Origin of the sequence: Enterobacter cloacae complex sp. IR5441 (assembly GCF_049238215.1) — a bacterium.
Lineage (GTDB): Bacteria > Pseudomonadota > Gammaproteobacteria > Enterobacterales > Enterobacteriaceae > Enterobacter > Enterobacter hormaechei_C.
The window spans coordinates 314,435-337,817 of sequence record NZ_JBMKIA010000002.1; the positions used below are offsets into that span (position 1 = coordinate 314,435).

At 56.7% G+C, this 23,383-nt stretch carries 19 protein-coding genes; 4 read left to right on the forward strand and 15 right to left on the reverse strand.

Annotated features, from left to right (window positions below):
- Positions 1-3 precede the first annotated feature (3 nt).
- Together oqxB and ACOTX5_RS04210 are read right to left on the reverse strand one after the other, a co-directional pair.
- The gene (gene oqxB, locus ACOTX5_RS04205) at positions 4-3,156 is read right to left on the reverse strand and encodes a multidrug efflux RND transporter permease subunit OqxB (protein ID WP_017692935.1); all 3,153 of its coding nucleotides are present in this window, start codon (positions 3,154-3,156) and stop codon (positions 4-6) included.
- 23 nt (positions 3,157-3,179) lie between these two features.
- Entirely contained in the window at positions 3,180-4,355 is a 1,176-nt protein-coding gene (locus tag ACOTX5_RS04210; protein ID WP_023295135.1) for an efflux RND transporter periplasmic adaptor subunit, read from the reverse strand.
- 337 nt (positions 4,356-4,692) lie between these two features.
- Here ACOTX5_RS04210 and ACOTX5_RS04215 point away from each other — a divergent pair, with 337 nt between their 5' ends.
- Positions 4,693-5,046 (forward strand): helix-turn-helix domain-containing protein, encoded by a 354-nt coding sequence (locus ACOTX5_RS04215; protein ID WP_015572178.1) that lies wholly within the window; start codon positions 4,693-4,695, stop codon positions 5,044-5,046.
- A gap of 101 nt (positions 5,047-5,147) precedes the next feature.
- Here the strand turns inward: ACOTX5_RS04215 and guaA are convergent, their stop codons facing one another.
- A complete protein-coding gene (gene guaA, locus ACOTX5_RS04220) occupies positions 5,148-6,725 on the reverse strand; it encodes a glutamine-hydrolyzing GMP synthase (RefSeq protein ID WP_006811514.1) in 1,578 nt (525 codons plus the stop codon).
- A 67-nt stretch (positions 6,726-6,792) separates the two neighbouring features.
- Entirely contained in the window at positions 6,793-8,259 is a 1,467-nt protein-coding gene (gene guaB, locus ACOTX5_RS04225; RefSeq protein ID WP_003860601.1) for an IMP dehydrogenase, read from the reverse strand.
- Between the two features lie 159 nt (positions 8,260-8,418).
- Here guaB and xseA point away from each other — a divergent pair, with 159 nt between their 5' ends.
- The 3 genes from xseA to ACOTX5_RS04240 are packed head-to-tail and all read left to right on the forward strand — an operon-like array spanning position 8,419 to position 11,221.
- A complete protein-coding gene (gene xseA / locus ACOTX5_RS04230) occupies positions 8,419-9,792 on the forward strand; it encodes an exodeoxyribonuclease VII large subunit (RefSeq protein WP_032654466.1) in 1,374 nt (457 codons plus the stop codon).
- Between the two features lie 58 nt (positions 9,793-9,850).
- Complete coding sequence (locus ACOTX5_RS04235) at positions 9,851-10,870, forward strand: M4 family metallopeptidase (RefSeq protein WP_023295137.1); 1,020 nt, start codon at positions 9,851-9,853, stop codon at positions 10,868-10,870.
- Complete coding sequence (locus ACOTX5_RS04240; RefSeq protein ID WP_006811517.1) at positions 10,871-11,221, forward strand: protealysin inhibitor emfourin; 351 nt, start codon at positions 10,871-10,873, stop codon at positions 11,219-11,221.
- On the opposite strand, the gene ACOTX5_RS04245 is transcribed toward ACOTX5_RS04240, so the two are convergent.
- From ACOTX5_RS04245 to ndk, 11 genes are all read right to left on the reverse strand, one after another.
- A complete protein-coding gene (locus ACOTX5_RS04245) occupies positions 11,218-11,439 on the reverse strand; it encodes a zinc ribbon domain-containing protein (protein WP_015572176.1) in 222 nt (73 codons plus the stop codon). The genes ACOTX5_RS04240 and ACOTX5_RS04245 overlap by 4 nt on opposite strands.
- Positions 11,440-11,489: 50 nt before the next feature.
- Complete coding sequence (locus ACOTX5_RS04250; RefSeq protein WP_047727265.1) at positions 11,490-12,524, reverse strand: Gfo/Idh/MocA family oxidoreductase; 1,035 nt, start codon at positions 12,522-12,524, stop codon at positions 11,490-11,492.
- A 61-nt stretch (positions 12,525-12,585) separates the two neighbouring features.
- On the reverse strand, positions 12,586-14,127 hold the full coding sequence (locus ACOTX5_RS04255) for a peptide MFS transporter (protein ID WP_015572174.1): 1,542 nt from the start codon (positions 14,125-14,127) through the stop codon (positions 12,586-12,588).
- Between the two features lie 299 nt (positions 14,128-14,426).
- Entirely contained in the window at positions 14,427-15,899 is a 1,473-nt protein-coding gene (gene der, locus ACOTX5_RS04260) for a ribosome biogenesis GTPase Der (RefSeq protein ID WP_022648998.1), read from the reverse strand.
- Positions 15,900-16,011: 112 nt separating this feature from the next.
- The gene (gene bamB / locus ACOTX5_RS04265) at positions 16,012-17,190 is read right to left on the reverse strand and encodes an outer membrane protein assembly factor BamB (protein WP_017383525.1); all 1,179 of its coding nucleotides are present in this window, start codon (positions 17,188-17,190) and stop codon (positions 16,012-16,014) included.
- A 10-nt stretch (positions 17,191-17,200) separates the two neighbouring features.
- On the reverse strand, positions 17,201-17,821 hold the full coding sequence (locus ACOTX5_RS04270; RefSeq protein ID WP_017383526.1) for a YfgM family protein: 621 nt from the start codon (positions 17,819-17,821) through the stop codon (positions 17,201-17,203).
- 13 nt (positions 17,822-17,834) lie between these two features.
- Positions 17,835-19,109, reverse strand: a complete 1,275-nt coding sequence (hisS, locus tag ACOTX5_RS04275; protein WP_022649001.1) for a histidine--tRNA ligase — start codon at positions 19,107-19,109, stop codon at positions 17,835-17,837.
- A gap of 81 nt (positions 19,110-19,190) precedes the next feature.
- Positions 19,191-20,309, reverse strand: a complete 1,119-nt coding sequence (ispG, locus tag ACOTX5_RS04280; RefSeq protein ID WP_017383528.1) for a flavodoxin-dependent (E)-4-hydroxy-3-methylbut-2-enyl-diphosphate synthase — start codon at positions 20,307-20,309, stop codon at positions 19,191-19,193.
- A gap of 26 nt (positions 20,310-20,335) precedes the next feature.
- A complete protein-coding gene (gene rodZ / locus ACOTX5_RS04285) occupies positions 20,336-21,346 on the reverse strand; it encodes a cytoskeleton protein RodZ (RefSeq protein ID WP_234101208.1) in 1,011 nt (336 codons plus the stop codon).
- A 291-nt stretch (positions 21,347-21,637) separates the two neighbouring features.
- Positions 21,638-22,804 carry a bifunctional tRNA (adenosine(37)-C2)-methyltransferase TrmG/ribosomal RNA large subunit methyltransferase RlmN gene (locus ACOTX5_RS04290; RefSeq protein ID WP_003860623.1) on the reverse strand — a complete coding sequence of 389 codons (1,167 nt, stop codon included), beginning with the start codon at positions 22,802-22,804 and terminating at the stop codon, positions 21,638-21,640.
- A gap of 147 nt (positions 22,805-22,951) precedes the next feature.
- Entirely contained in the window at positions 22,952-23,383 is a 432-nt protein-coding gene (ndk, locus tag ACOTX5_RS04295) for a nucleoside-diphosphate kinase (RefSeq protein ID WP_003860625.1), read from the reverse strand.

The window sequence follows — 23,383 nt, forward strand, 5'->3', positions numbered from 1 at the left end:
GTCCTACGCAGGCAACACCTCTCTTTCCGCTTTACCGCGCGTCACGAACTTACGCAGCGTCACGTAAAAGACCGGCGTCAGGAACAGACCAAACAGCGTCACACCCAGCATCCCGGCGAACACGGTGATCCCGGTGACGCCGCGCACTTCTGCCCCTGCCCCGTGACCAAGGATCAGTGGAATGGTCCCGGCAATAAAGGCGATAGAGGTCATTACAATCGGGCGTAGACGCAGGCGGCACGCTTCCAGCGCGGCCTCCATAATGCCTTTGCCCTGAATTTCCAGCTCGCGGGCAAACTCCACGATAAGAATCGCGTTTTTACAGGCCAGCCCCATCAGTACCACCAGCCCTACCTGCACGAAGACGTTGTTATCGCCCCCGGTCAGCCAGACGCCGAACAGCGCGGAGAGCATCGTCATCGGCACGATGAGGATCACTGCCAGGGGCAGCGTCCAGCTTTCATACAGCGCCGCCAGCACCAGGAACGCCAGCAGCACCGCGACCGGGAAGACGATCAGCGCCGTGTTGCCCTGGGTGGCCTGCTGGAAGCTCAGGTCCGTCCATTCAATATTCATCCCGTTCGGCAGGATCTGCTTAGACATACCGTCCAGCTGCGTCATCGCCTGCGCGGAAGAGAGCACGCGCGGGTCGGCATCGCCAATCAGATCCGCCGCCGGGTAGCCGTTGTAGCGGATCACCGGGTCCGGACCGTAGGTGGTCGTGATTTTCACCATACTGCCAATCGGCACCATTTCACCCTGGCTATTACGGGTGCGTAAATTCGCGATATCTTCCACGCTGTCGCGGAACTGCCCGTCGGCCTGTGCCATTACGCGCCAGGTGCGACCGAACTGGTTGAAGTCATTCACATAAGACGAGCCCAGATAGGTTTGCAGCGTCCCGAAGAGATCGGTGAGCGACACGCCCTGCGCTTTCGCCTTATCACGGTCAACCTGTACATCCAGCTGCGGAACGTTTGCCTGGTAGGTTGAGATAGGGAAATGCATCCCCGGCGTCTGCATAATCGCCCCGGACATGGTGTTCACCGCGTTTTGCAGCGCGCCATAGCCCAGACCAGCACGATCCTGAATATACAGCGAATAGCCCGATCCCTGGCCCAGACCTAAAATCGGCGGCGGCAGAATCGAGAAGCCAAAGCCCTGCTGGATTTGCGCGATTTTCGCGTTGATCTCCGCGTTTATTTCCGCCGCAGTATGTTTACGCTGGTCGAAAGGCTTCAGGCCAAAGAAGACCGTCCCGGTGTTCGGCGTATTGGTGAACTGGAGCGCATTCAGGCCAGGAAACGCGACCGCATAATCCACGCCTTCGGTATTCATCCCGATTTCGCTCATTTTGCGGATCACCGCATCGGTGCGCGCCAGCGACGAGCCTTCCGGCATTTTCACGCCGCCGATCAGGTACAGCTTATCCTGCGTCGGAATAAACCCGCCGGGAACGGCTTTAAACATCACGCCCGCAGCGCAAAGCAGCAGCAAATAAACCACGAACACTGCCCCGCGTCGGCCGAGCGTTTTGCCCACCAGCCCCTGATAGCCAGTCGAGCTGCGGTGGAAAAAGCGGTTAAACGGACGGAAAATCCAGCCGAACAGACGATCGATAAGCCGGGTCGGGAAATCTTTCGGGGCGCCATGCGGCTTCAACAGCAGCGCGGCCAGCGCTGGCGAGAGCGTCAGCGAGTTGATCGCGGAAATCACCGTGGAAATGGCTATCGTTACCGCAAACTGCTTGTAGAACTGACCGGTCACGCCGGAGAGGAACGCCATCGGAACGAATACCGCACACAGCACCAGCGCAATGGCAATAATCGGTCCGGACACTTCACGCATCGCCTGATGCGCTGCCGCAAGTGGGGCGAGCCCCTCTTCGATATTTCGTTCGACGTTTTCCACCACCACGATGGCATCGTCCACCACGATACCAATCGCCAGCACCAGCCCGAACAGGCTCAGGGTATTCAGCGAAAAGCCCAGCAGGTAGAGAATACTGAACGTGCCCACTACCGATACCGGCACCGCAATCAGCGGGATTATCGACGCGCGCCAGGTTTGCAGGAACAGGATCACCACCAGCACGACCAGCACCACCGCTTCCAGCAGCGTTTGCACCACAGCGCGGATCGAGTCGCGTACAAACACCGTCGGGTCGTAAGGCGCCGCCCATTTCATATCGTCCGGGAATCGTGTGGACAGTTCGTCCATTTTGGCGCGTACCGCGTTAGACAGATCGATGGCGTTTGCCCCCGGCGACTGGAAGATACCAATCCCGACCGCGTCTTTATTGTTCAACTGGGAGCGCAGCGCGTAGCTGCCGGACCCCATCTCGACACGCGCCACGTCGCGCAGTCGGACGACCGTACCATCCTGCGTGGTTTTCAGGACAATGTTGCCGAACTCGTCTTCGGTATGCAGGCGGCCCTGGGCGTTAATGGAGATCAGGAAATCGCTCTCTTTCGGCAGCGGCTCGGCGCCAAGCTGCCCGGCGGACACCTGCACGTTCTGCTCCTGCATCGCCGTGACCACGTCCGAAGCGGTCAGCCCGCGGGCCGCGACCTTGTTCGGGTCCAGCCAGACGCGCATCGCGTATTCACCCGAGCCGAAAATCTGAATCTGCCCCACACCGGGCAGACGCGCCAGCTCGTCCTTCACCTTCAGCGTGGCGTAGTTACGCATATACAGTGAATCGTACTTACCGCCAGGCGAAAACAGATGCACCACCAGCGTCAGCGTTGGCGACTGTTTCTGAGTCGTGATGCCCAGACGCCGCACGTCTTCCGGCAGACGCGCTTCGGCCTGCGCGACGCGGTTTTGCACCTGAACCTGCGCCTGATCCGGGTCGGTGCCCGGACGGAAGGTGACGGTAGTCACCAGCACGCCGTCGGAGCCCGCGACGGATTTCATGTACATCATGTTCTCAACGCCGTTGATCGCCTCTTCCAGCGGCGTTGCCACGGTCTCGGCAATCACTTTCGGGTTGGCGCCCGGGTACTCGGCGCGCACCTGCACGCTTGGCGGCACGACGTCAGGGTATTCGCTCACCGGCAGCAGCGGGATGGCGATTAATCCTGTGATAAAAATCAGAATCGACAGTACGGCGGCAAAAATCGGCCTGTCGATGAAAAAACGGGAAAAGTCCATGGATTGGATTCTCAGGTAAGGGATCAGTTGAGGGCGGCGCTGGCGGTCATGGCAACGGTTTTCGCGTTAACCGGCATACCCGGCATAAACACTTTTTGTAAACCATCGACGATGACTTTATCCCCGGGATTCAGCCCCTGCTGTACGATACGTAAACCGTCGGCCAGACGCCCGGGCGTAATGTCGCGGCGCTGCGCTTTCCCGTCTTTATCCACGATATAGACATATTTACGATCCTGATCGGTCAGCACCGCCTTATCGTCAACAAGCGTGGCTTTAAATTCCGCACTGCCCGGCAGACGCACGCGGGCAAAGAGTCCAGGCGTGAACTGACGCTGTGAGTTATCCAGCAGCGCGCGCATGCGGATCGTTCCGGTACCCGGCGTGAGCTGGTTATCCAGGAAATCCACTTTGCCCTGATGGGGATAGCCCTCCTCGCCCGTCAGGCCAATCTCCACCGGCAGCGCCGCATGATCGCCAGACACCCGCTGCCCGCTGCGGGCCAGGTTCTGATAGTGAAGGTAGGTTGACTCGTCCACGTCGAAGTAGACATAAACCGTTTTCTGCGAGACCAGGGTGGTGAGCACGCTGGCGCTGTCGCCCGCCGTCACCAGGTTACCGCTGGTGATCAGCGCCCGGCTGGCGCGACCGTCGATAGGCGCGGTCACTTTGGTGAAGTCGAGGTTAAGTTGCGCAGCGTCTACCGCCGCCTGCGCGGCGCGAATATCGGCCTGCGCCTGGGTAGCGGCGGAACGGCGCTGCTCCCACTCTTCGCGGGACACCACGTTGGTATTGACTAATTTATCGGTACGGTTAGCCTCGCTTCGCGCCAGACTGGCCTGCGTTTTGGCTCTCGCCAGGTTCGCCTGCGCCTGTTCCAGCGCGGCGCGATAGGTTCGGTCATCAATCGTGAACAGCACCTCGCCCTTTTTCACCTCCTGGCCGTCGGTGTAATTCACTTTCTCAATGTAGCCGGAGACGCGCGGACGCAGCTGAACGCTTTCCACCGCTTCAATGCGACCATTAAAGCTGTCCCACTGGCTAATGGATTTCACCACCACGTCAGCAGCGCTGACAACGGGCGCTTGCGGCGCGGCATTTTGCGCGACGCTGTCATCGCACCCGACGAGAAGCGCGGAGAGTAAAACCACCCCCATCGCGCTCAGATGAAAGTTACCCCAGGTTTTTTGCAGGCTCATTATTTTTATTCCGGTTATTGTAGCCGCCGGGCAAGACGCAGCGGGAGGCGCCGCGCCACTTCCTTTGTCCGGTAGCTGGCTGAAGGCCATTTGTGTCGTTCATCGCCACAAAACTGTAACAGTTGCGAATACACTATCGCGGCGATTGTAGGAAGGCGCTTAATTAAGTGCAAGAATAATTGTTGCACTTTATGTGCTATTTGCGGCGAAGATAAATCACGCGTTTTGAGAAGGGATTTAAATGCAACAATAAAACTTGCAATTAATGTAAAAACGGGTCACCTTTAAGTGCAACAAACAAAGATGCTTTTTAATGCGTGGCGTAGGGGGAAGCAAAATGAACACGGGTGCATTCATTCACGATTTACTCGACTGGATCGACAACAACCTCGATAGCCGTCTGGACATTGAAACCGTCTCCAGGCGAGCCGGCTATTCGAAATGGCACCTCCAGCGGCTTTTCAAAGAACATACCGGCTCCCCTCTCGCCGAATATATTCGCGCGCAAAAGCTGCAAAAATCGGTTGAGCGCCTGGCCCACAGCGATGAACCGATTCTGAACGTGGCGATCGCGCTGGGCTTTGACTCTCAGCAGTCCTTCAACCGCAGCTTTAAGCGTCAGTATGGTCAGGCACCCGGCGCATGGCGACGCAGTATCGGCTGCCGTGAATCGCGGCAGATGAGCCAGTAGTTCACCGCCGGGCCGGATATCGGCCAAAAAGAAAAACCCTCTGTAAACAGAGGGTTTTATCAGTCTTACCTGCTTATAACTTCGCAGGAAAGGTTATGGGCTTACTCCCACTCGATCGTCGCCGGTGGCTTGCCGCTGATGTCATACACCACGCGGGAAATGCCGTTCACTTCGTTGATGATGCGGTTAGACACGCGGCCTAAGAAGTCATACGGCAGGTGCGCCCAGTGCGCGGTCATGAAGTCGATGGTTTCCACCGCACGCAGGGAGACTACCCAGTCGTACTTACGGCCATCGCCCATCACGCCGACCGAGCGCACCGGCAGGAACACGGTGAACGCCTGGCTCACTTTGTTGTACAGGTCAGCTTTGTGCAGCTCTTCGATGAAGATCGCGTCCGCGCGACGCAGCAGGTCGCAGTACTCTTTCTTCACTTCGCCCAGCACGCGTACGCCGAGACCCGGGCCCGGGAACGGGTGACGGTAGAGCATGTCGTACGGCAGACCCAGCTCCAGGCCGATCTTACGCACTTCGTCTTTGAACAGCTCACGCAATGGCTCAACCAGGCCCATCTTCATCTCTTTCGGCAGTCCGCCCACGTTGTGGTGAGATTTGATGACGTGCGCTTTACCGGTAGCGGAGGCCGCAGACTCGATCACGTCAGGGTAGATGGTGCCCTGCGCCAGCCATTTCACATCTTCCAGCTTCAGCGCTTCTTCGTCGAACACTTCCACGAACACGCGACCGATGATTTTACGTTTCGCTTCCGGATCGTTCTCGCCTTTCAGCGCGTCCAGGAAGCGCTGCTCGCCTTCCACGTGAACGATGTTCAGACCGAAGTGGTCACCGAACATGTCCATTACCTGCTGGGCTTCGTTCAGACGCAGCAGACCATTGTCCACGAAGACGCAGGTCAGGTTTTTGCCGATGGCGCGGTGCAGCAGCATCGCGGTCACGGAGGAGTCCACGCCGCCGGAGAGGCCGAGGATCACTTTGTCATCACCAACCTGCTGGCGGATACGCTCCACGGCATCGTCGATGATTTTTGCCGGGGTCCACAGGGCTTCACACTGGCAGATGTCACGCACGAAGCGCTCCAGCATGCGCATACCCTGACGGGTGTGGGTCACTTCCGGGTGGAACTGCACGCCGTAGAAACGTTTTTCTTCGTTCGCCATGATGGCGAACGGGCAGCTTTCAGTGCTGGCAACGGTCACGAAGTCAGACGGGATAGCGGTGACTTTGTCGCCGTGGCTCATCCACACGTCCAGCAGCGGTTTGCCGTCTGCGGTCAGGGAGTCTTCGATACCGCGCACCAGCGCGCTGTCGGTGACGACTTCAACCTGTGCGTAGCCGAACTCACGCTCGTTAGAGCCTTCTACGTGGCCGCCCAGCTGCATCGCCATGGTCTGCATGCCGTAGCAAACGCCGAACACCGGTACGCCCGCTTCGAACACGTACTGCGGCGCACGCGGGCTGTTCTCTTCGGTGGTGCTTTCCGGGCCGCCGGACAGGATGATGCCGCTTGGATTGAACTCGCGAATCTGTGCTTCCGTGACATCCCACGCCCACAGCTCACAGTAAACGCCCAGCTCACGCACGCGGCGCGCCACCAGCTGAGTGTACTGAGAACCAAAGTCCAGGATGAGAATGCGATGTTTATGAATGTTTTCCGTCATTGACGCTAATTCCGAGGCAAGTGAAACAAAACAAAGCGCCCGGCATTGAGCCGGGCGCGGAAATTTATCAGGAGCCCAGACGGTAGTTCGGGGACTCTTTGGTGATCGTCACGTCGTGAACGTGGCTCTCCTGGATACCCGCACCGCTGATGCGTACGAATTCCGCTTTGGTACGCAGCAGGTCAATGGTACCACAGCCGGTCAGACCCATACAGGAGCGCAGGCCGCCCATCTGCTGGTGAATGATCTCTTTCAGGCGGCCTTTATACGCCACACGGCCTTCGATACCTTCCGGCACCAGTTTGTCTGCGGCGTTATCGGTCTGGAAGTAACGGTCAGAGGAACCTTTAGACATCGCGCCCAGGGAGCCCATACCGCGGTAGGATTTATAAGAACGCCCCTGGTAGAGTTCGATTTCACCCGGGGATTCTTCGGTACCGGCCAGCATGGAGCCCACCATCACGGCTGCGGCACCTGCGGCGATCGCTTTGGCGATGTCGCCAGAGAAACGGATACCGCCGTCCGCGATGACCGGAATACCGGTACCTTCCAGCGCTTCAACCGCGTCAGAAACCGCCGTGATCTGCGGCACGCCTACGCCGGTGACGATACGAGTGGTACAGATAGAGCCAGGGCCGATACCCACTTTCACCGCGCTGCAACCCGCTTCCGCCAGCGCGCGAGCGCCTGCGCCGGTTGCTACGTTACCGCCGATGATCTGGAGATCCGGGTATTTAGCACGGGTTTCACGAATACGTTGCAGAACGCCTTCGGAGTGGCCGTGGGAGGAGTCAATCAGCAGCACGTCAACGCCCGCAGCAACCAGCGCGTCAACGCGCTCTTCGTTACCCGCACCTGCGCCAACCGCAGCGCCGACGCGCAGACGGCCATGCTCGTCTTTACAGGCGTTCGGTTTACGTTCTGCTTTCTGGAAATCTTTAACGGTGATCATGCCGCGCAGGTGGAAGTTCGCGTCCACTACCAGCGCTTTCTCAACGCGTTTTTCGTGCATTTTCGCCAGCACCACGTCGCGGGTTTCGCCTTCACGCACGGTCACCAGACGCTCTTTTGGCGTCATGTAGACGCTGACAGGCTGGTTCAGGTCAGTCACGAAACGCACGTCACGACCGGTAATGATACCCACCAGTTCGTTGTCTTCAGTGACTACCGGATAGCCTGCGAAGCCGTTACGTTCGGTCAGGGCTTTCACTTCGTGCAGCGTGGTGGTTGGCAGAACGGTCTGAGGATCGGACACGATACCGGATTCATGCTTCTTCACGCGGCGAACTTCTTCCGCCTGACGCTCGATAGACATGTTTTTGTGGATAAAGCCAATGCCGCCTTCCTGTGCCAGGGCGATAGCCAGACGCGCTTCAGTCACGGTGTCCATTGCTGCGGAGAGCATAGGAATGTTCAGACGAATGGTTTTCGTCAACTGCGTGCTGAGGTCGGCAGTATTCGGCAGAACGGTGGAGTGAGCGGGAACGAGGAGGACGTCGTCAAACGTCAGTGCTTCTTTAGCGATACGTAGCATGGGCAATATCTCTGACCTGGGTGGTTAAATATTGCCGTGGCATTATACAGAGCGTAACCGATTGCATCCACACTTTTTTGAAAAAAATGCTTGCGCTCACCTCTCAGCAGGTTACTATCGACTGAATAACTTGCTGATTTAGAATTTGATCCCGCTCACATGTTATCCTCTCAATCCCCCTCAATTTATACTGTCAGCCGCCTTAATCAGACGGTACGTTTGCTGCTTGAGCAGGAAATGGGACAAGTCTGGATCAGCGGTGAAATCTCTAACTTCACGCAGCCTGCTTCCGGTCACTGGTACTTTACGCTGAAAGACGACACCGCTCAGGTGCGCTGCGCGATGTTCCGCAACAGCAACCGTCGCGTGACGTTCCGTCCTCAGCATGGCCAGCAGGTTCTGGTTCGCGCCAACATTACCCTGTATGAGCCGCGCGGCGATTATCAGATTATCGTCGAGAGCATGCAGCCCGCGGGCGAAGGCTTGCTGCAACAGAAGTACGAGCAGCTCAAAGCCATGCTTTCGGCTGAGGGATTGTTCGACCAGCAGTTTAAAAAGCCCCTGCCCTCACCCGCTCACTGCGTTGGGGTCATTACCTCGAAAACCGGTGCGGCCCTGCACGATATTTTGCACGTTCTGAAGCGCCGTGACCCTTCCCTGCCCGTCATTATTTACCCAACTGCCGTTCAGGGTGACGATGCGCCGGGGCAGATCGTGCGCGCGATTGAACTGGCAAATGCCCGTCAGGAGTGTGATGTCCTGATCGTCGGGCGCGGCGGCGGCTCGCTGGAAGACCTTTGGAGCTTTAACGACGAGCGCGTGGCGCGGGCAATCTTTGCCAGCCTTATCCCGGTGGTAAGCGCCGTCGGCCATGAAACGGATGTGACGATAGCGGATTTTGTCGCGGATTTACGCGCGCCCACGCCGTCCGCGGCGGCAGAGGTAGTCAGCCGTAACCAGCTGGAGCTGCTGCGTCAGATCCAGAACGGGCAGCAGCGCCTGGAGATGGCGATGGACTACTTCCTCGCCAACCGTACCCGCCGCTTTACCCAGCTTCACCATCGTCTGCAACAGCAGCATCCGCAATTGCGTCTGGCGCGTCAGCAAACCGTGCTGGAACGTCTGCGTCAGCGGATGAACTTCGCGCTGGATAACCAGCTTAAGCGGGCGGTATCTCGCCAGCAGCGCGTCACGCAGCGTCTGAATCAGCAAAACCCGCAGCCGAAGATTTATCGCGCACAAACGCGTATCCAGCAGCTTGAGTTCCGCCTCGCGGAAAATATCCGCTCACGCCTGAGCACCACGCGCGAGCGTTTTGGCAATGCGGTCACCCATCTGGAAGCCGTCAGCCCGCTCTCCACGCTGGCTCGCGGCTATAGTGTGACCACTGCGACGGACGGCAAAGTGCTGAAACAAACGAAACAGGTTAAAGCCGGGGATGTGCTCACCACCCGGCTTTCTGACGGCTGGGTCGAGAGTGAGGTGAAAGAGATCAAACCGGTGAAAAAAACGCGCCAGCGTAAAAGCGGATAAATCTTCGCCGGTTACAAACTATACTGCTGCTATTGCCTTTTTTAATAAGGAGAGCAGCATGCCCCATTTTCATAGCGTCATCCCTCCGTATATTCTTCGCCGTATTATCGAAAGCGGTTCTGAGCCGCAGCAGCGCTGCGCCCGTCAGACCTTAACCCACGTCCAGACGCTGATGGCCCATATGCCGGGCAAACCCGCCGCCCCGCATGTTAATAAAGCCGGTCAGCTTGAGCGTGACATCTACGATGCGAAACAGACCCAGGAGCTGCCGGGTACCCAGGTGCGCTATGAAGGCCAGCCCTCCAACGGCGATGTGGCGGTGGATGAAGCGTACGATTATCTGGGTATCACCCATGATTTCTTCTGGAAAGAATATCAGCGCGATTCGCTCGATAACAAAGGGCTGATCCTCACCGGCACCGTGCACTATGGCCGGGAATATCAGAACGCCTTCTGGAACGGCCAGCAGATGGTCTTTGGCGACGGTGACGGAGAAATCTTCAACCGCTTCACCATTGCCATCGACGTGGTGGCGCATGAGCTGAGCCACGGCGTGACCGAGACCGAAGCCGGACTGATCTATTTTGAGCAGTCGGGCGCGCTGAACGAGTCCTTATCAGACGTGTTCGGCTCGCTGGTGAAGCAATACCATCTTAAGCAAACCGCCGATCGGGCAGACTGGCTGATTGGTGAAGGGCTGCTGGCAGCGGGGATTAACGGCAAAGGGCTGCGCTCAATGTCTGAACCCGGTACCGCCTACGACGATCCGCTGCTCGGCAAAGACCCGCAGCCCGCGCACATGAAAGATTTCATCAAAACGCGCGAGGATAACGGCGGCGTGCATCTTAACTCCGGCATCCCCAACCGCGCGTTTTACCTGGCCGCAACGGCGATCGGTGGCTACGCCTGGGAAAAAGCGGGTTATGCCTGGTACGACACGGTTTGCGATCGCAACCTGGCGCAGGATGCGGATTTTGACGCTTTCGCAAAACTGACGATAGCGCACGGCGAGAAACGATCCGGTAGCGACGTTGGGGCGGCCATTAAACAAGCCTGGGAACAGGTGGGAGTACTGTAAATGCAGGTTCCGGAACTGACGGATGACGCCGTGGTTGAGCTGGCCCGGGAAGGCGGCGTCGCCTTTATCCCTAAGCTGAGCGGCCAGCGCACCATTGCGCTCTCCTCGCTTAATGAGGCCCAGCGCCAGCGCCTGGTGAGCATTCTTGAGCAGGCTTTCCCGCGCGGCCAGCCGCCCGGGCAAGCCTCTTCCCCCGGCAGCGGTGACCAGCGCTATTTCCGCATCCAGATTATCTGGACCGGCCAAAATCAGGCGCACTACGCCGATATCATCGTGCTGGTACCCGAGCAGGAAGCACCCGAGTCGCTGGTGGAACTGTGGCAGAAAGGTGAAGGCTGCGTGTGCGATTAACCTTCGGCCCGAACAAACTCCACGCGTTTTTTAGAGATAAGACCGTGGCCGTTCTGGCAAAAATAGTCCACCGCACCGCAGGCTTTTAGTACCTGGAGTGGCTGATGACACTCCGGGCAGCGGGCTTCGAGCGCGATATCTTTATTACAACTTTCGCAGTGCGCTACCCCGTTCAGGGGCTCCAGCGGTGTCTGGCAATCCGGGCAGGTAATCGTCATGGTGACTCCTTCAAAGCGTTCAGGTCTGCGATAATTTTACCACGTCGTGTTCAGTGCGGGCCACGCAACTGTTGCTGTAAGGTCAGCAGCAGCGTCACCTCCTCGACCCTGCGGCGCGTCGTGCGGCTCACCTGGTGCGGATCCCGTTCAAAGAGACTTTTTGCCCCCAGAATATGCTCCGCAAGGCAATGCTCGTAGATCGTACCGGGAATATGCCAGCGCTGAATTTCTTTACCCTTAATCAGCTCCAGCACATCTTCTGCGCCGCGTCGGTCGTGGCTGACGATGCGCCCGTCGCGCAAATGGAAGCGTAATCCCTTTTGCCCGCCCGCAGGCCCCGCGTATTTGTTAAGCCAGATGTCCACCGGCACGCCGCTGATGCTTCCCTGCAAATGCGCCTCGCCTTCCGCCGTGGTCAGATCCCCCGTTTCAATATCGCTGCCCAGGCGGTCTTTTGCTGTCACCACCTGCAACGTCATATCGTCACTGCCGCCCAGGTAACGCACCGTTTCACGCAGCATCGCCAGCACGTGCGTGCCGATATCCAGAATCACACCATCTGGATGGCGAAGCGTTCGCGCGTCTGGCTCGCCGGTGGCGAAGTTGAGCGCAATGGGCTCTCCTTCGGCGTTATACCCGCTTGGCTCCTGCAAAAAGCCTTCGATTTTGACGATGTCAGAAACATGAGCGACCAGTGATTGCTTTACGCTATCGAGACGCGCCATCCAGTGATCGAGCGCCAGCATGCGGTCGGCGGCTCCCGGTTGAGCCAGCAGCGCTTTCAGTTTTTCAATTTGGGGCAGCGTGGCGACAATCGGTTTTTCTACCACAATACGCGACGCGGGTGAGGCCAGCGCCTGCTCAAGCACCTCGAGATGGTACAGGGAGGAAGTGGTGATAAACAGGGTATCCAGCGGGTGGGAAAGAAGTTCACCGAGCGACGCGCAACGTGTGACCCCTTCAGGCTGCTTCTCGGGATGAATATCAAAACCTAAACAGCGCGGAGTATCAGGAAAAAGATTTCGTATTGCCGGTAAGTAAGCCGTTTCAACCACAGCACCAAGCCCAACAAACCCTAACAGCATGTTCTTACCTCGTTAAGTCAATTGCCGGGGCATAACGCCACCCCGGCAAGGTCGAGGTTTATCAGGCGTTAGCGGCCGGTTTAGTCTGCGCATTTTCCAGCATGCGGCGCACCGGAACAATGAGGACGATCAGCACCGCAGCACAAATCAGCAGCGCAATGGAGCAACGGGCAAAGAGGTCTGGCAGCATATCCAGCTGGTCGGCCTTCACGTGACCACCAATCAGCCCCGCAGCCAGGTTACCCAGCGCACTGGCGCAGAACCACAGGCCCATCATCTGGCCGCGCATTCTCTCCGGCGCCAGCAGGGTCATGGTCGCCAGACCAATCGGACTCAGGCACAGTTCCCCGAGCGTCAGCATCAGGATACTGCCCACCAGCCAGAACGGAGAAACCCCTGCCCCACCGTTGCTCAGCACGTTCTGCGCCGCCAGCATCATCAGGCCAAAGCCCGCCGCCGCGCACAGAATGCCGATCACGAACTTGGTGATGCTGCTCGGACGAATGTTTTTGCTCGCCAGCTTCGGCCATGCCCAGCTAAATACCGGGGCCAGCAGAATGATGAACAGGGCATTGATCGACTGGAACCACACCGCCGGGATCTCAAAATCACCGATCATGCGGTTAGTGTAGTCGTTGGCGAACAGGTTGAAGGAGGTTGGCTTCTGCTCGAACGCGGACCAGAAGAACGCGGCGGAGACCAGCAGAATAAAGCACACCAGCAGCCTTGCGCGCTCTTTGCGATTCAGCCCGGCGAAGATGAACAGATAGATGAAGTAGAGCGCGACGGAGGCGGCAATCACATACACCAGCACGCTGGCGACCGCGACCGGATTAATCACAATCACGCCCTGGGCAATCAACGTTACGATGATTGCAACACCCACAGCCAGCGCCAGCAGCCAGGCACCCACGCCGTTACGTTTCACTACCGGACTGTTCCAGGTGGAGTCCAGACCGACTTCACTGTCGTAGCGCTTCATGGCCGGAACGGCAAACACGCGGAAGATAATCAGGGCGACCAGCATCCCGATACCACCGATACCAAAGCCCCAGTGCCAGCCGTGGGTTTTAATCAGCCAGCCGGAAATCAGAGGGGCAATGAACGAGCCCATGTTGATGCCCATATAGAACAGCGAGAAACCGCCGTCACGACGCGCATCGCCTTTTTTATACAGGGTGCCGACCATGACCGAGATACAGGTCTTGAACAGGCCGGAGCCGAGCACGATAAACATCAGGCCGATGAAGAACAGGTTGTCGCCCATGATGGCCGACAGGGCAATCGACAGGTGCCCGAGCGCAATCAAAATCGAACCGTACCAGACGGCCCGCTGCTGGCCGAGCCAGTTATCCGCCAGCCAGCCGCCCGGCAGCGCAGCGAGGTACATGGTGCCGGCAAAGATGCCGACAATCGCCGAGGCGTTTTCACGCGCCAGGCCCATCCCGCCGTCATACACGGTGGCGGCCATAAACAGAATCAGTAGCGGGCGAATACCGTAAAACGAAAAACGCTCCCACATCTCGGTGAAGAACAGCGAACCGAGCGGATAAGGATGGCCGAAGAAGGTTCGGCTCTCTTTTTGATTAACAGAGGATTGCATAATTCTCCCGAAAAGGTATGTGTCGTGCTTGTAAACACCAGCATGTACGCCGAACGGTTACGTATCCGATCGATTTTTTACATGCGGCGAAATGTTGGTTAACCATTTGATAACCAGGCGCTAGTTTTGTCTAGTACCGAACCCTGGACTTTAAGACGAAAATTCGATGATTGTCTACTTTCTTAGATATAAACATGGTTAAAAGCGAATAGTGATTGACATCACACAGGGAAGGCAGGCCTTTTGAATGGGCGAAAAAAACCCGCGACAGGCGCGGGTTTTAGTGAGTTCGGTAAGAATTATTTGCTTTTCTTAATGTGCTTAATCAAACGCTTACGCTTACGCATCTGGTTCGGCGTCAGGGTGTTGCGTTTATTCGCAAACGGGTTCTCCCCTTCCTTGAACTGAATACGGATAGGCGTACCCATCACGTCCAGCGACTTGCGGAAGTAGTTCATCAGGTAGCGTTTGTAGGAGTCCGGCAGATCCTTCACCTGGTTACCGTGGATCACCACGATAGGCGGGTTATACCCCCCGGCGTGAGCATATTTCAGCTTCACGCGACGACCGCGCACCAGCGGCGGCTGGTGGTCTTCAGCAGCCATGTTCATGATACGGGTCAGCATCGCCGTGCTCTGACGGCGGGTAGAGCTGTCATAGGCTTCACGAACGGATTCGAACAGGTTGCCAACACCACTCCCGTGCAGGGCAGAGATGAAGTGAACGCGGGCAAAGTCGATAAAGCCCAGACGGAAGTCCAGCGTCTCTTTCACCTGCTCGCGCACTTCATTGCTCAAACCGTCCCACTTGTTGACGACGATAACCAGCGAGCGCCCACTATTGAGGATAAAGCCGAGCAGAGAGAGATCCTGATCGGAGATACCTTCACGTGCGTCGATGACCAGCAGCACCACGTTGGCGTCTTCAATCGCCTGAAGGGTTTTGATCACCGAGAATTTTTCTACCACATCGGTGATTTTCCCACGCTTACGCACCCCTGCGGTGTCGATAAGTACGTACTCACGTTCATCGCGCTGCATTGGAATGTAAATGCTGTCACGCGTTGTGCCTGGCATGTCGTAAACCACCACGCGCTCTTCACCGAGAATACGGTTAGTAAGCGTAGACTTACCTACGTTTGGGCGACCCACAATAGCCAGCTTGATAGGCAGATCCTGCGGGTTGAAGTCGTCTTCCGGCTCTTCCTCGCCTTCCTCTCCGGCTTCAAACTGCGCCCAGTATTCAGCGTCCTCGTCCACCTCTTCCGGCGGGTTCACTTCATCTACCCACGGCAGCAGAACGGTTTCCAGCAGGCTGGTGACGCCACGACCATGCGAGGCCGCGATAGGATAAATATCGCCCAGGCCTAAAGACCAGAAATCCGCAACAGCCTGATCGGCATCGATGCCGTCAGTTTTGTTCGCCACCAGGAAGGTAGGCTTTTCGCGTGAACGCAGATGTTTAGCAATAGCAGAATCCGCGGGCATCAGGCCAGCGCGAGCATCCACCATAAACAGAACCACATCCGCTTCTTCGATAGCCAGCAGAGATTGCTCTGCCATGCGGGTTTCTACGCCGTCTTCCGTACCGTCAATACCCCCGGTATCGATACAGATGAACTCGCGTCCTTCTACCTCTGCACGACCGTACTTACGGTCACGCGTCAGCCCCGGGAAATCCGCAACCAGCGCATCACGGGTGCGTGTTAAACGGTTAAAAAGAGTGGATTTTCCAACGTTAGGGCGCCCGACAAGCGCGACCACAGGTACCATGTTTGAAGCCTCATAAAATTCAAAATAACGTCGCTTTCGCAGCGTTTTTAAAAATGTCAAAACGGCTCCTGAGTGAACAGGAGCCGTTTAGTATACTACAACCGCCGTGTAATTAACGCGTGATCGCGTACAGCGTGCCGTCTTTTGCCTGAATCAGCAGTTTGCCGTCAGCCACAACGGGCTCCGTCAGGAAGCCTGAGCTATCCACTTTCTGCTGTGCCACGAAGCGACCATTCTCTGGATCGATCCAGTGCATATAGCCTTCGCTGTCGCCCACCACCAGGCTGCCGTTATACAGTGCCGGTGCGGTCAGCAGACGGTGCAGCAGATCGCTCTGCGTCCACAGCGTCACGCCACCTTCGGTGCTCAGCGCCAGCAGACGGTCGTTCTGATCCACCATATAAATACGGTTGCCGTCGACGATGAAATCGTTCACGGAACCCAGCTCACGTTTCCACATGATCTGGCCGCTACGCAGGTCCAGCGCCGTCAGGTTGCCGTTGTATGCCAGCGCGTAAACCACACCGTCGACGATAACTGGCGTGGTGTCCACGTCACTCAGACGGTCAATTTCAGTTGAACCGGTCGCCTGGGAAATACGCTGCTGCCAGATCATCTGGCCCTGCTGCATCAGTACCGCGCTGACACGGCCGTTGTCACCACCCACAATGGCGGCGCCAAAGGCGGTCGCCGGAGCAGATTCACCACGCAGAGACAGCGCTGGCATATCCAGGTTAACCGTCCATTTTACCAGACCATCGGCTTCGTTCAGCGCCTGCAACTGGCCGTTGCTGGTATGGATCAGCACCAGGCCGTCGCTGACAACCGGACGCGACAAGGATTCACCGGCAACGGTGGTCTGCCATGCAACCGAACCGTCGCTGGCATTCAGCGCGTAAACCTGCGCTTTTTCGCTGCCCACATAGACATGACCGCCGGCAACGGTCAGGCCGCCAGAAAGCAGTGCAGGTTTACGGGAGAACCAGCCGTCTTTTTCCGCCAGGTTAATGGACCACACTTCTTTTCCGTCATCAGCGTTCAGCGCTTTAACGGTGCCTTTGCGATCGGCCGCATAGACAACGCCGTCAGCAAATGCCGGGTGCAGGTTGGAATAAAAATCGCCAATACCATCACCCACGGAGGTGTCCCAGGCGGTGGATGGGGTGAACTGGTTTTCAACCGTCGGCAGCGGGGACATTTTAACAACGTCTTCTTCGCCACTGAACAGTGAACAACCACTCAATAACGTAACAGAAAGCAGTCCTGGCAGAAGTAATTTACGCAATTGCATTGGGTCCCTCTCAGACGGACAAATTATTTATTTTCATCTGCATCATTTCGCTCAGCGCAGGTGAAGCTTTACTATCCACGCCAGCTTGCCACGCTTTACGCGCGCCCGCTTTATCACCTTTACTCAGCAGTGCTTCACCGCGAAGATCGGCAACAATAGCGGCAAAGCCTTCGCCTTTGATGGTATCAAGCGTTTTCAGCGCGTCGTCGGCTTTTTTCTGCTGAACCTGGATACGCGCCAGACGCAGATTGATCACCGCTTTCAGATTTTCGTCACTGGCAGCAGCAAGCCCCTGAGACAGTTGCGCAGCGGCTTTGTCCAGTTCGTTTTTATCAACATACTGCTGAGCCACTTCCAGCGCAGCCAGCGCGCCGTAGGTGTTTTTGTTGTCAGCGGCAAATTTCTCCGCAGCCGTCAACGTTTGCGGCTGATCGGCACGGATTGCGCTAACGGTATTTTCGTAGTTCAGGGACGAACCGCGAGCAGAGTCAGCCTGATGATTGTTCCAGTAACGCCAGCCTACCAGCGCACCAACACCTAAAATAACCCCTACAACCAGTGCCTTGCCGTTTTCAGCAAAGAAGCGCTTAACCGCATCAACCTGGTCGTGTTCGTTCTCGTAAATTTCCACGCAGTCCTTCTCCTTAGCCCAATAGAGTGCGCAAGTGCGCCGCAACGCCATCCTGCGTTACCGTAGTTTGCTCACCAGAGCGCAGGTCTTTGACTACCACTTCGCCGTTGGCCACTTCGGACTCACCCAGCACCAGTGCGATACTTGCGCCCCACTTATCGGCACGAGCAAACTGTTTTTTAAAGTTGCCGCCGCCGTGGTTGGTCATCAGCTTAACGTCCGGCAGCGCATCGCGCACGCGTTCGGCAAGCTGCATCGCCGCAGACTGCGTATCCGCACCTGAAGCCACCAGGTATATATCGACAACAGGATCGGCTTTAAATTCCGGATTAACTGCCTGAACCAGCAAAACAAGTCGCTCAAGGCCCATCGCGAAGCCTACAGCCGGTGCTGCACGACCACCCAGTTGCTCGACCAGTCCGTCATAACGACCGCCGGCACAGACGGTGCCCTGCGAACCGAGGCTGGTGGTGACCCACTCAAATACGGTGCGGTTGTAGTAGTCCAGACCGCGCACCAGACGCTGGTTAACGGTATAAGCAATGCCCGCCGCTTCAAGCAGCTTGCACAGGCCGGCAAAGTGTTCGCGGGAGTCCTCATCCAGGTAGTCACCCAGCGCTGGCGCATCGTTCAGCAGCGCCTGTACGTCAGGATTTTTGGAATCAAGTACGCGCAGCGGGTTGCTGTACATTCGACGCTTACAGTCTTCGTCGAGCTTCTCTTTGTGCTGTTCCAGGAACGCCACCAGCGCATCGCGATAGTTCGCACGCGCTTCCAGAGAACCGATAGAGTTCAGCTCCAGGGAAACGTGCTCAGAAATACCGAGCGCACGCCACCAGCGGGCAGTAAGCATAATCAGCTCAGCATCGATATCTGGTCCTTGCAGACCAAACACTTCCACGCCAAGCTGGTTGAACTGACGGTAGCGGCCTTTTTGCGGACGTTCGTGGCGGAACATCGGGCCGATATACCACAGGCGCTGCTCCTGATTGTACAGGAGACCATGTTCGATGCCGGCGCGTACGCAACCCGCCGTCCCCTCAGGACGCAGGGTCAGGCTGTCGCCGTTGCGATCCTCAAAGGTGTACATCTCTTTTTCAACCACGTCGGTTACTTCGCCGATCGCGCGTTTGAATAACGGGGTCTGCTCTACAATCGGCAAACGAATTTCGCTGTAACCGTAGCTGCCGAGCACCTGCTTCAGTGTGCCTTCAATGCGCTGCCAGATGGCGGTTTCGCCAGGCAGATAATCGTTCATGCCGCGGATGGCTTGAATGTTTTTTGCCACGTTTATTCTCTTTCTATATACAAAAAAGAACCCAAAGAATGGGTTCAATCATACATGGGAAGCAGCCTGCTTCCCATCACGTTATTTTTCAACCTGCTGAACGCTGATGCGCTTCGCTTCGTCCATCATCGTCGCTTTCGCGCGAATCCGGGCTTCGAGCTGGTCGATCATATCACTATTATCCAGACGATCTTTACGAACGCCATCTTCATAGAGACCACTTTTCTTGTTACCGCCGGTAACGCCCAGCGTGGACACCAGCGCTTCACCCGGACCGTTCACCACGCAGCCGATGATGGAAACGTCCATCGGGGTGATGATGTCTTCCAGGCGCTGCTCCAGAGCATTCACGGTGCCGATCACGTCAAACTCCTGACGTGAACAGGTTGGGCAGGCAATGAAGTTGATCCCACGCGCGCGGATACGCAGTGATTTCAGGATGTCGAAACCGACTTTGATCTCTTCCACCGGATCGGCGGCCAGGGAGACGCGTAACGTGTCGCCGATGCCTTCAGAGAGCAGCAGGCCGAGACCAATCGCCGATTTTACCGAACCGCTTCGCAGACCGCCCGCCTCGGTGATCCCAAGGTGGAGCGGCTGATCGATCTGTTTTGCCAGCAGACGATACGATTCAACGGCCAGGAAGACGTCAGACGCTTTCACGCTCACTTTAAACTGATCGAAGTTAAGGCGATCCAGATGATCGACGTGACGCATTGCGGATTCGAGCAGCGCCTGCGGCGTCGGCTCACCGTACTTTTCCTGGAGATCTTTTTCCAGTGAGCCAGCGTTCACGCCGATACGGATTGGAATGTTTTTGTCGCGGGCGCAGTCAACAACCATGCGAATGCGCTCTTCGTTGCCGATGTTGCCTGGGTTAATACGCAGGCAATCGACACCATATTCAGCGACTTTCAGCGCGATACGGTAATCGAAGTGAATATCGGCAACCAGCGGAACGCTCACCTGCTGCTTGATCAGTTTGAACGCCTCGGCGGCATCCATGGTCGGTACAGAGACGCGAACAATGTCCGCGCCTACGCGTTCTAATGCTTTGATTTGATTGACCGTCGCTTCTACATCCGTAGTACGCGTATTGGTCATCGACTGGACGGCGATAGGCGCCCCATCGCCGACTGGCACGTTCCCAACGTAAATCCGTTTCGATTTTCTACGTTGAATAGGAGCCTGGTTATGCATGTAAAATCTCCCGCATTGCCCGTCTGTTACTGTGCTGCTGATTGTTCGGCATTAACGGTAAGACGCGCAACCTGGTTAGTTCTGATAAAGCGGCTCAGATCGACAGGTTTTCCTTGATACTGGATCTGTACCGCTGCCGGTGCGCCGATTTTAAGCTTGTAAGGTGCCTGGCCCGTTAGATTTAACGTGCCATCTTTACGTTGCAGGCCGCTGAACAGCTTTTTACCTGTCGCATCAGTCACTTCCAGCCAGCAATCCGCCGTGAAATTCATCACCAGCGCATTCGGGTCAACGGCAGGTGCCGCCGTACCCGCCGGGTCAGTTGGCAGTGACGCCGCGGTGTTATCTGCCGGTGCCGTTGCCGCAGGGGCGGTATCAACATTGGCCTGTGAAGGTGATACGACCGCGTTCTGATCCTGGGCCTGGGTGGCTGGTGCGTTATTCGCCGTCGCTTCTGGCGTCGTCGCTGGCTCGGTTGCAGGCGTGCTGCTTGCTGCCGCCTGAGGTTCGCTGGAGGTCGCAGCTCCTTCGGTGCTCAGCGGCACGCTTTGCGCGCCGTTATTACCAGACTGATTGAGCTCAGCGGAGGACTGATCGGCCATCGTCGTGATCTCTTCCTGCTGCGCTTTGTGGTTTTGCCACCACCATGCGCCCGTCAGGCCGACAACCACGAACAGGACCAGCCAGGTAAAGCTCATCAGCCAGCCATCGCGTTTTTTACGACGTTTACCCAGAGAGAAGCTCTGCATCGGCGCAACTTTTGCCGCACGCACAGGCGCCTGCTTCTCCATCATCGGCAGTAATTCGTCTTCAGGGATATGAACCAGTTTGGCGTAAGAACGGATATAACCGCGCAGAAACGTTGAAGCCAGATCGGCGGGTGCCTTATCTTCTTCAATATCGCGAACGGTGGAAACCTTCAGGCACAGGCGTTCTGCAACGGCTTGCTGGCTGAGTCCGAGTTGTTCACGGGCGTTGCGAAGACGAACGCCAGTGGAGAGTGCTGCATTTTGATCGTGAGCGGCTTCAGTATTCATTCGCTACAACTACTGGTACGTGAAAATAAGGGTTCAGGTGCCGGTGAGTCACAATGCCACCCGCACCGCGAAACTTTAGGTCAGTTAACCTGGAACAAACAGTATAAGACTGTCGGGCCGCAGATGACAGCGCTGGCAGGCCTTCACGCTAAACTGTTGTTACGTCGTTACATACTGCCCGAAAGTCGTATGAAACGCACCGTAATTATTAATCAGTCATAATGATTGTGACTGAATATTCAGTAAATTAATGCTTCACGGCGCAAAAAACGCGCCGTGTATGCATAATAATCAAACGGTTTTGACCGCGATTGACTCACCCTGCATGCGCTTACGCAGCGTACGTTTGGTACGGTCAATAACGTCACCCGCCAGCTGACCACAGGCTGCGTCGATATCATCGCCACGCGTTTTACGAACGATGGTGGTGAAACCATACTCCATCAGCACTTTTGAGAAGCGATCGATACGGCTGTTCGAGCTACGGCCATACGGCGCGCCCGGGAACGGGTTCCATGGGATCAGGTTGATCTTACATGGCGTATCTTTCAGCAGTTCAGCCAGCTCGTGTGCATGTTCGGTACCGTCGTTAACATGATCCAGCATCACGTATTCAATGGTCACGCGGCCCTGGTTCGCGTTGGATTTCTCCAGGTAACGGCGCACGCCAGCCAGGAAGGTTTCGATATTGTACTTTTTGTTGATCGGCACAATTTCGTCACGGATGGCGTCGTTTGGCGCGTGAAGGGAGATGGCCAGCGCAACGTCAATCATGTCGCCCAGTTTGTCCAGCGCAGGCACAACGCCGGAAGTAGAGAGCGTAACGCGGCGCTTGGACAGACCAAAGCCGAAATCGTCGAGCATGATTTCCATCGCCGGAACGACGTTGGTCAGGTTGAGCAGCGGTTCACCCATCCCCATCATCACCACGTTGGTGATTGGACGTGTACCGGTGACTTTCGCCGCGCCCACAATTTTCGCGGCACGCCAGACCTGGCCGATAATTTCCGACACGCGCAGGTTACGGTTAAAGCCCTGCTGCGCCGTAGAGCAGAATTTGCACTCCAGCGCACAGCCCACCTGAGAAGAGACGCACAGCGTAGCGCGATCGTCTTCCGGGATATACACGGTTTCAACGCGCTGATCGCCAACGGCAATGGCCCACTTGATGGTACCATCTGAAGAGCGCTGCTCTTCCACCACTTCCGGTGCGCGGATTTCCGCCACTTCTTTAAGCTTATTGCGCAGCACTTTGTTGATGTCCGTCATGTCATCAAAGTTGTCGCTGCAATAGTGGTACATCCATTTCATGACCTGATCGGCACGAAATGGCTTCTCGCCCATCTCTTTAAAGAACTCGCGCATCTGCTGACGGTTCAGGTCCAGCAGGTTAATTTTTCCATTTTTATTGGGAACCGCAGGAATGGCGACTTCGGAGGTATTCACTAATTCAGACATAATTTTTTCCGGCCTCGTTGTTACACGTTGTGGCCCTTGGTGGGTTGAAAAGAAACGCCCCGGTAAGCAGTCTGCTCGTCCGGGGCGTTGCATTGTACAAAGTCTGGCGCAGGGATGCCACGTTTGCACGCGGCATTTACGAAATTATTAGCGAGTGCGCGGGCACACTTCGCCTTCAGCGAAGAAGAACGCGATTTCGCGCGCAGCAGATTCAACAGAGTCGGAACCGTGGGTGCCGTTCTCGGTGAAGCTGTCTGCATAGTCGGCGCGCAGAGTACCTGCCAGCGCGTTGTCCGGGTTGGTTGCACCCAGCAGATCGCGGTGACGCTGTACCGCGTTTTCGCCTTCCAGTACGGATACCACGATTGGGCCAGAGGTCATGAACTCGACCAGACCATCAAAGAATGGGCGACCTTCGTGCTCAGCGTAAAAACCGCGAGCCTGCTCAACGGTCAGGTGCAGCATTTTGGTGCCAACGATCTTAAACCCTGCTGATTCAAAGCGAGCGAAGATGCTGCCAATAACGTTTTTTGCCACCGCGTTTGGTTTGATGATGGAAAAAGTACGTTCAATAGCCAT

Coding starts and splice junctions, on each gene's coding strand:
- ACOTX5_RS04215 (WP_015572178.1), top strand. CDS start 4,693: ATGAACACGGGTGCATTCATTCACGATTTACTCGACTGGATCGACAAC.
- ispG (WP_017383528.1), bottom strand. CDS start 20,309: ATGCATAACCAGGCTCCTATTCAACGTAGAAAATCGAAACGGATTTAC.
- rodZ (WP_234101208.1), bottom strand. CDS start 21,346: ATGAATACTGAAGCCGCTCACGATCAAAATGCAGCACTCTCCACTGGC.
- ACOTX5_RS04245 (WP_015572176.1), bottom strand. CDS start 11,439: ATGACGATTACCTGCCCGGATTGCCAGACACCGCTGGAGCCCCTGAAC.
- ACOTX5_RS04250 (WP_047727265.1), bottom strand. CDS start 12,524: ATGCTGTTAGGGTTTGTTGGGCTTGGTGCTGTGGTTGAAACGGCTTAC.
- ACOTX5_RS04290 (WP_003860623.1), bottom strand. CDS start 22,804: ATGTCTGAATTAGTGAATACCTCCGAAGTCGCCATTCCTGCGGTTCCC.
- der (WP_022648998.1), bottom strand. CDS start 15,899: ATGGTACCTGTGGTCGCGCTTGTCGGGCGCCCTAACGTTGGAAAATCC.
- guaB (WP_003860601.1), bottom strand. CDS start 8,259: ATGCTACGTATCGCTAAAGAAGCACTGACGTTTGACGACGTCCTCCTC.
- ACOTX5_RS04255 (WP_015572174.1), bottom strand. CDS start 14,127: ATGCAATCCTCTGTTAATCAAAAAGAGAGCCGAACCTTCTTCGGCCAT.
- bamB (WP_017383525.1), bottom strand. CDS start 17,190: ATGCAATTGCGTAAATTACTTCTGCCAGGACTGCTTTCTGTTACGTTA.
- xseA (WP_032654466.1), top strand. CDS start 8,419: ATGTTATCCTCTCAATCCCCCTCAATTTATACTGTCAGCCGCCTTAAT.
- ACOTX5_RS04240 (WP_006811517.1), top strand. CDS start 10,871: ATGCAGGTTCCGGAACTGACGGATGACGCCGTGGTTGAGCTGGCCCGG.
- oqxB (WP_017692935.1), bottom strand. CDS start 3,156: ATGGACTTTTCCCGTTTTTTCATCGACAGGCCGATTTTTGCCGCCGTA.
- ndk (WP_003860625.1), bottom strand. CDS start 23,383: ATGGCTATTGAACGTACTTTTTCCATCATCAAACCAAACGCGGTGGCA.
- guaA (WP_006811514.1), bottom strand. CDS start 6,725: ATGACGGAAAACATTCATAAACATCGCATTCTCATCCTGGACTTTGGT.
- ACOTX5_RS04235 (WP_023295137.1), top strand. CDS start 9,851: ATGCCCCATTTTCATAGCGTCATCCCTCCGTATATTCTTCGCCGTATT.
- ACOTX5_RS04210 (WP_023295135.1), bottom strand. CDS start 4,355: ATGAGCCTGCAAAAAACCTGGGGTAACTTTCATCTGAGCGCGATGGGG.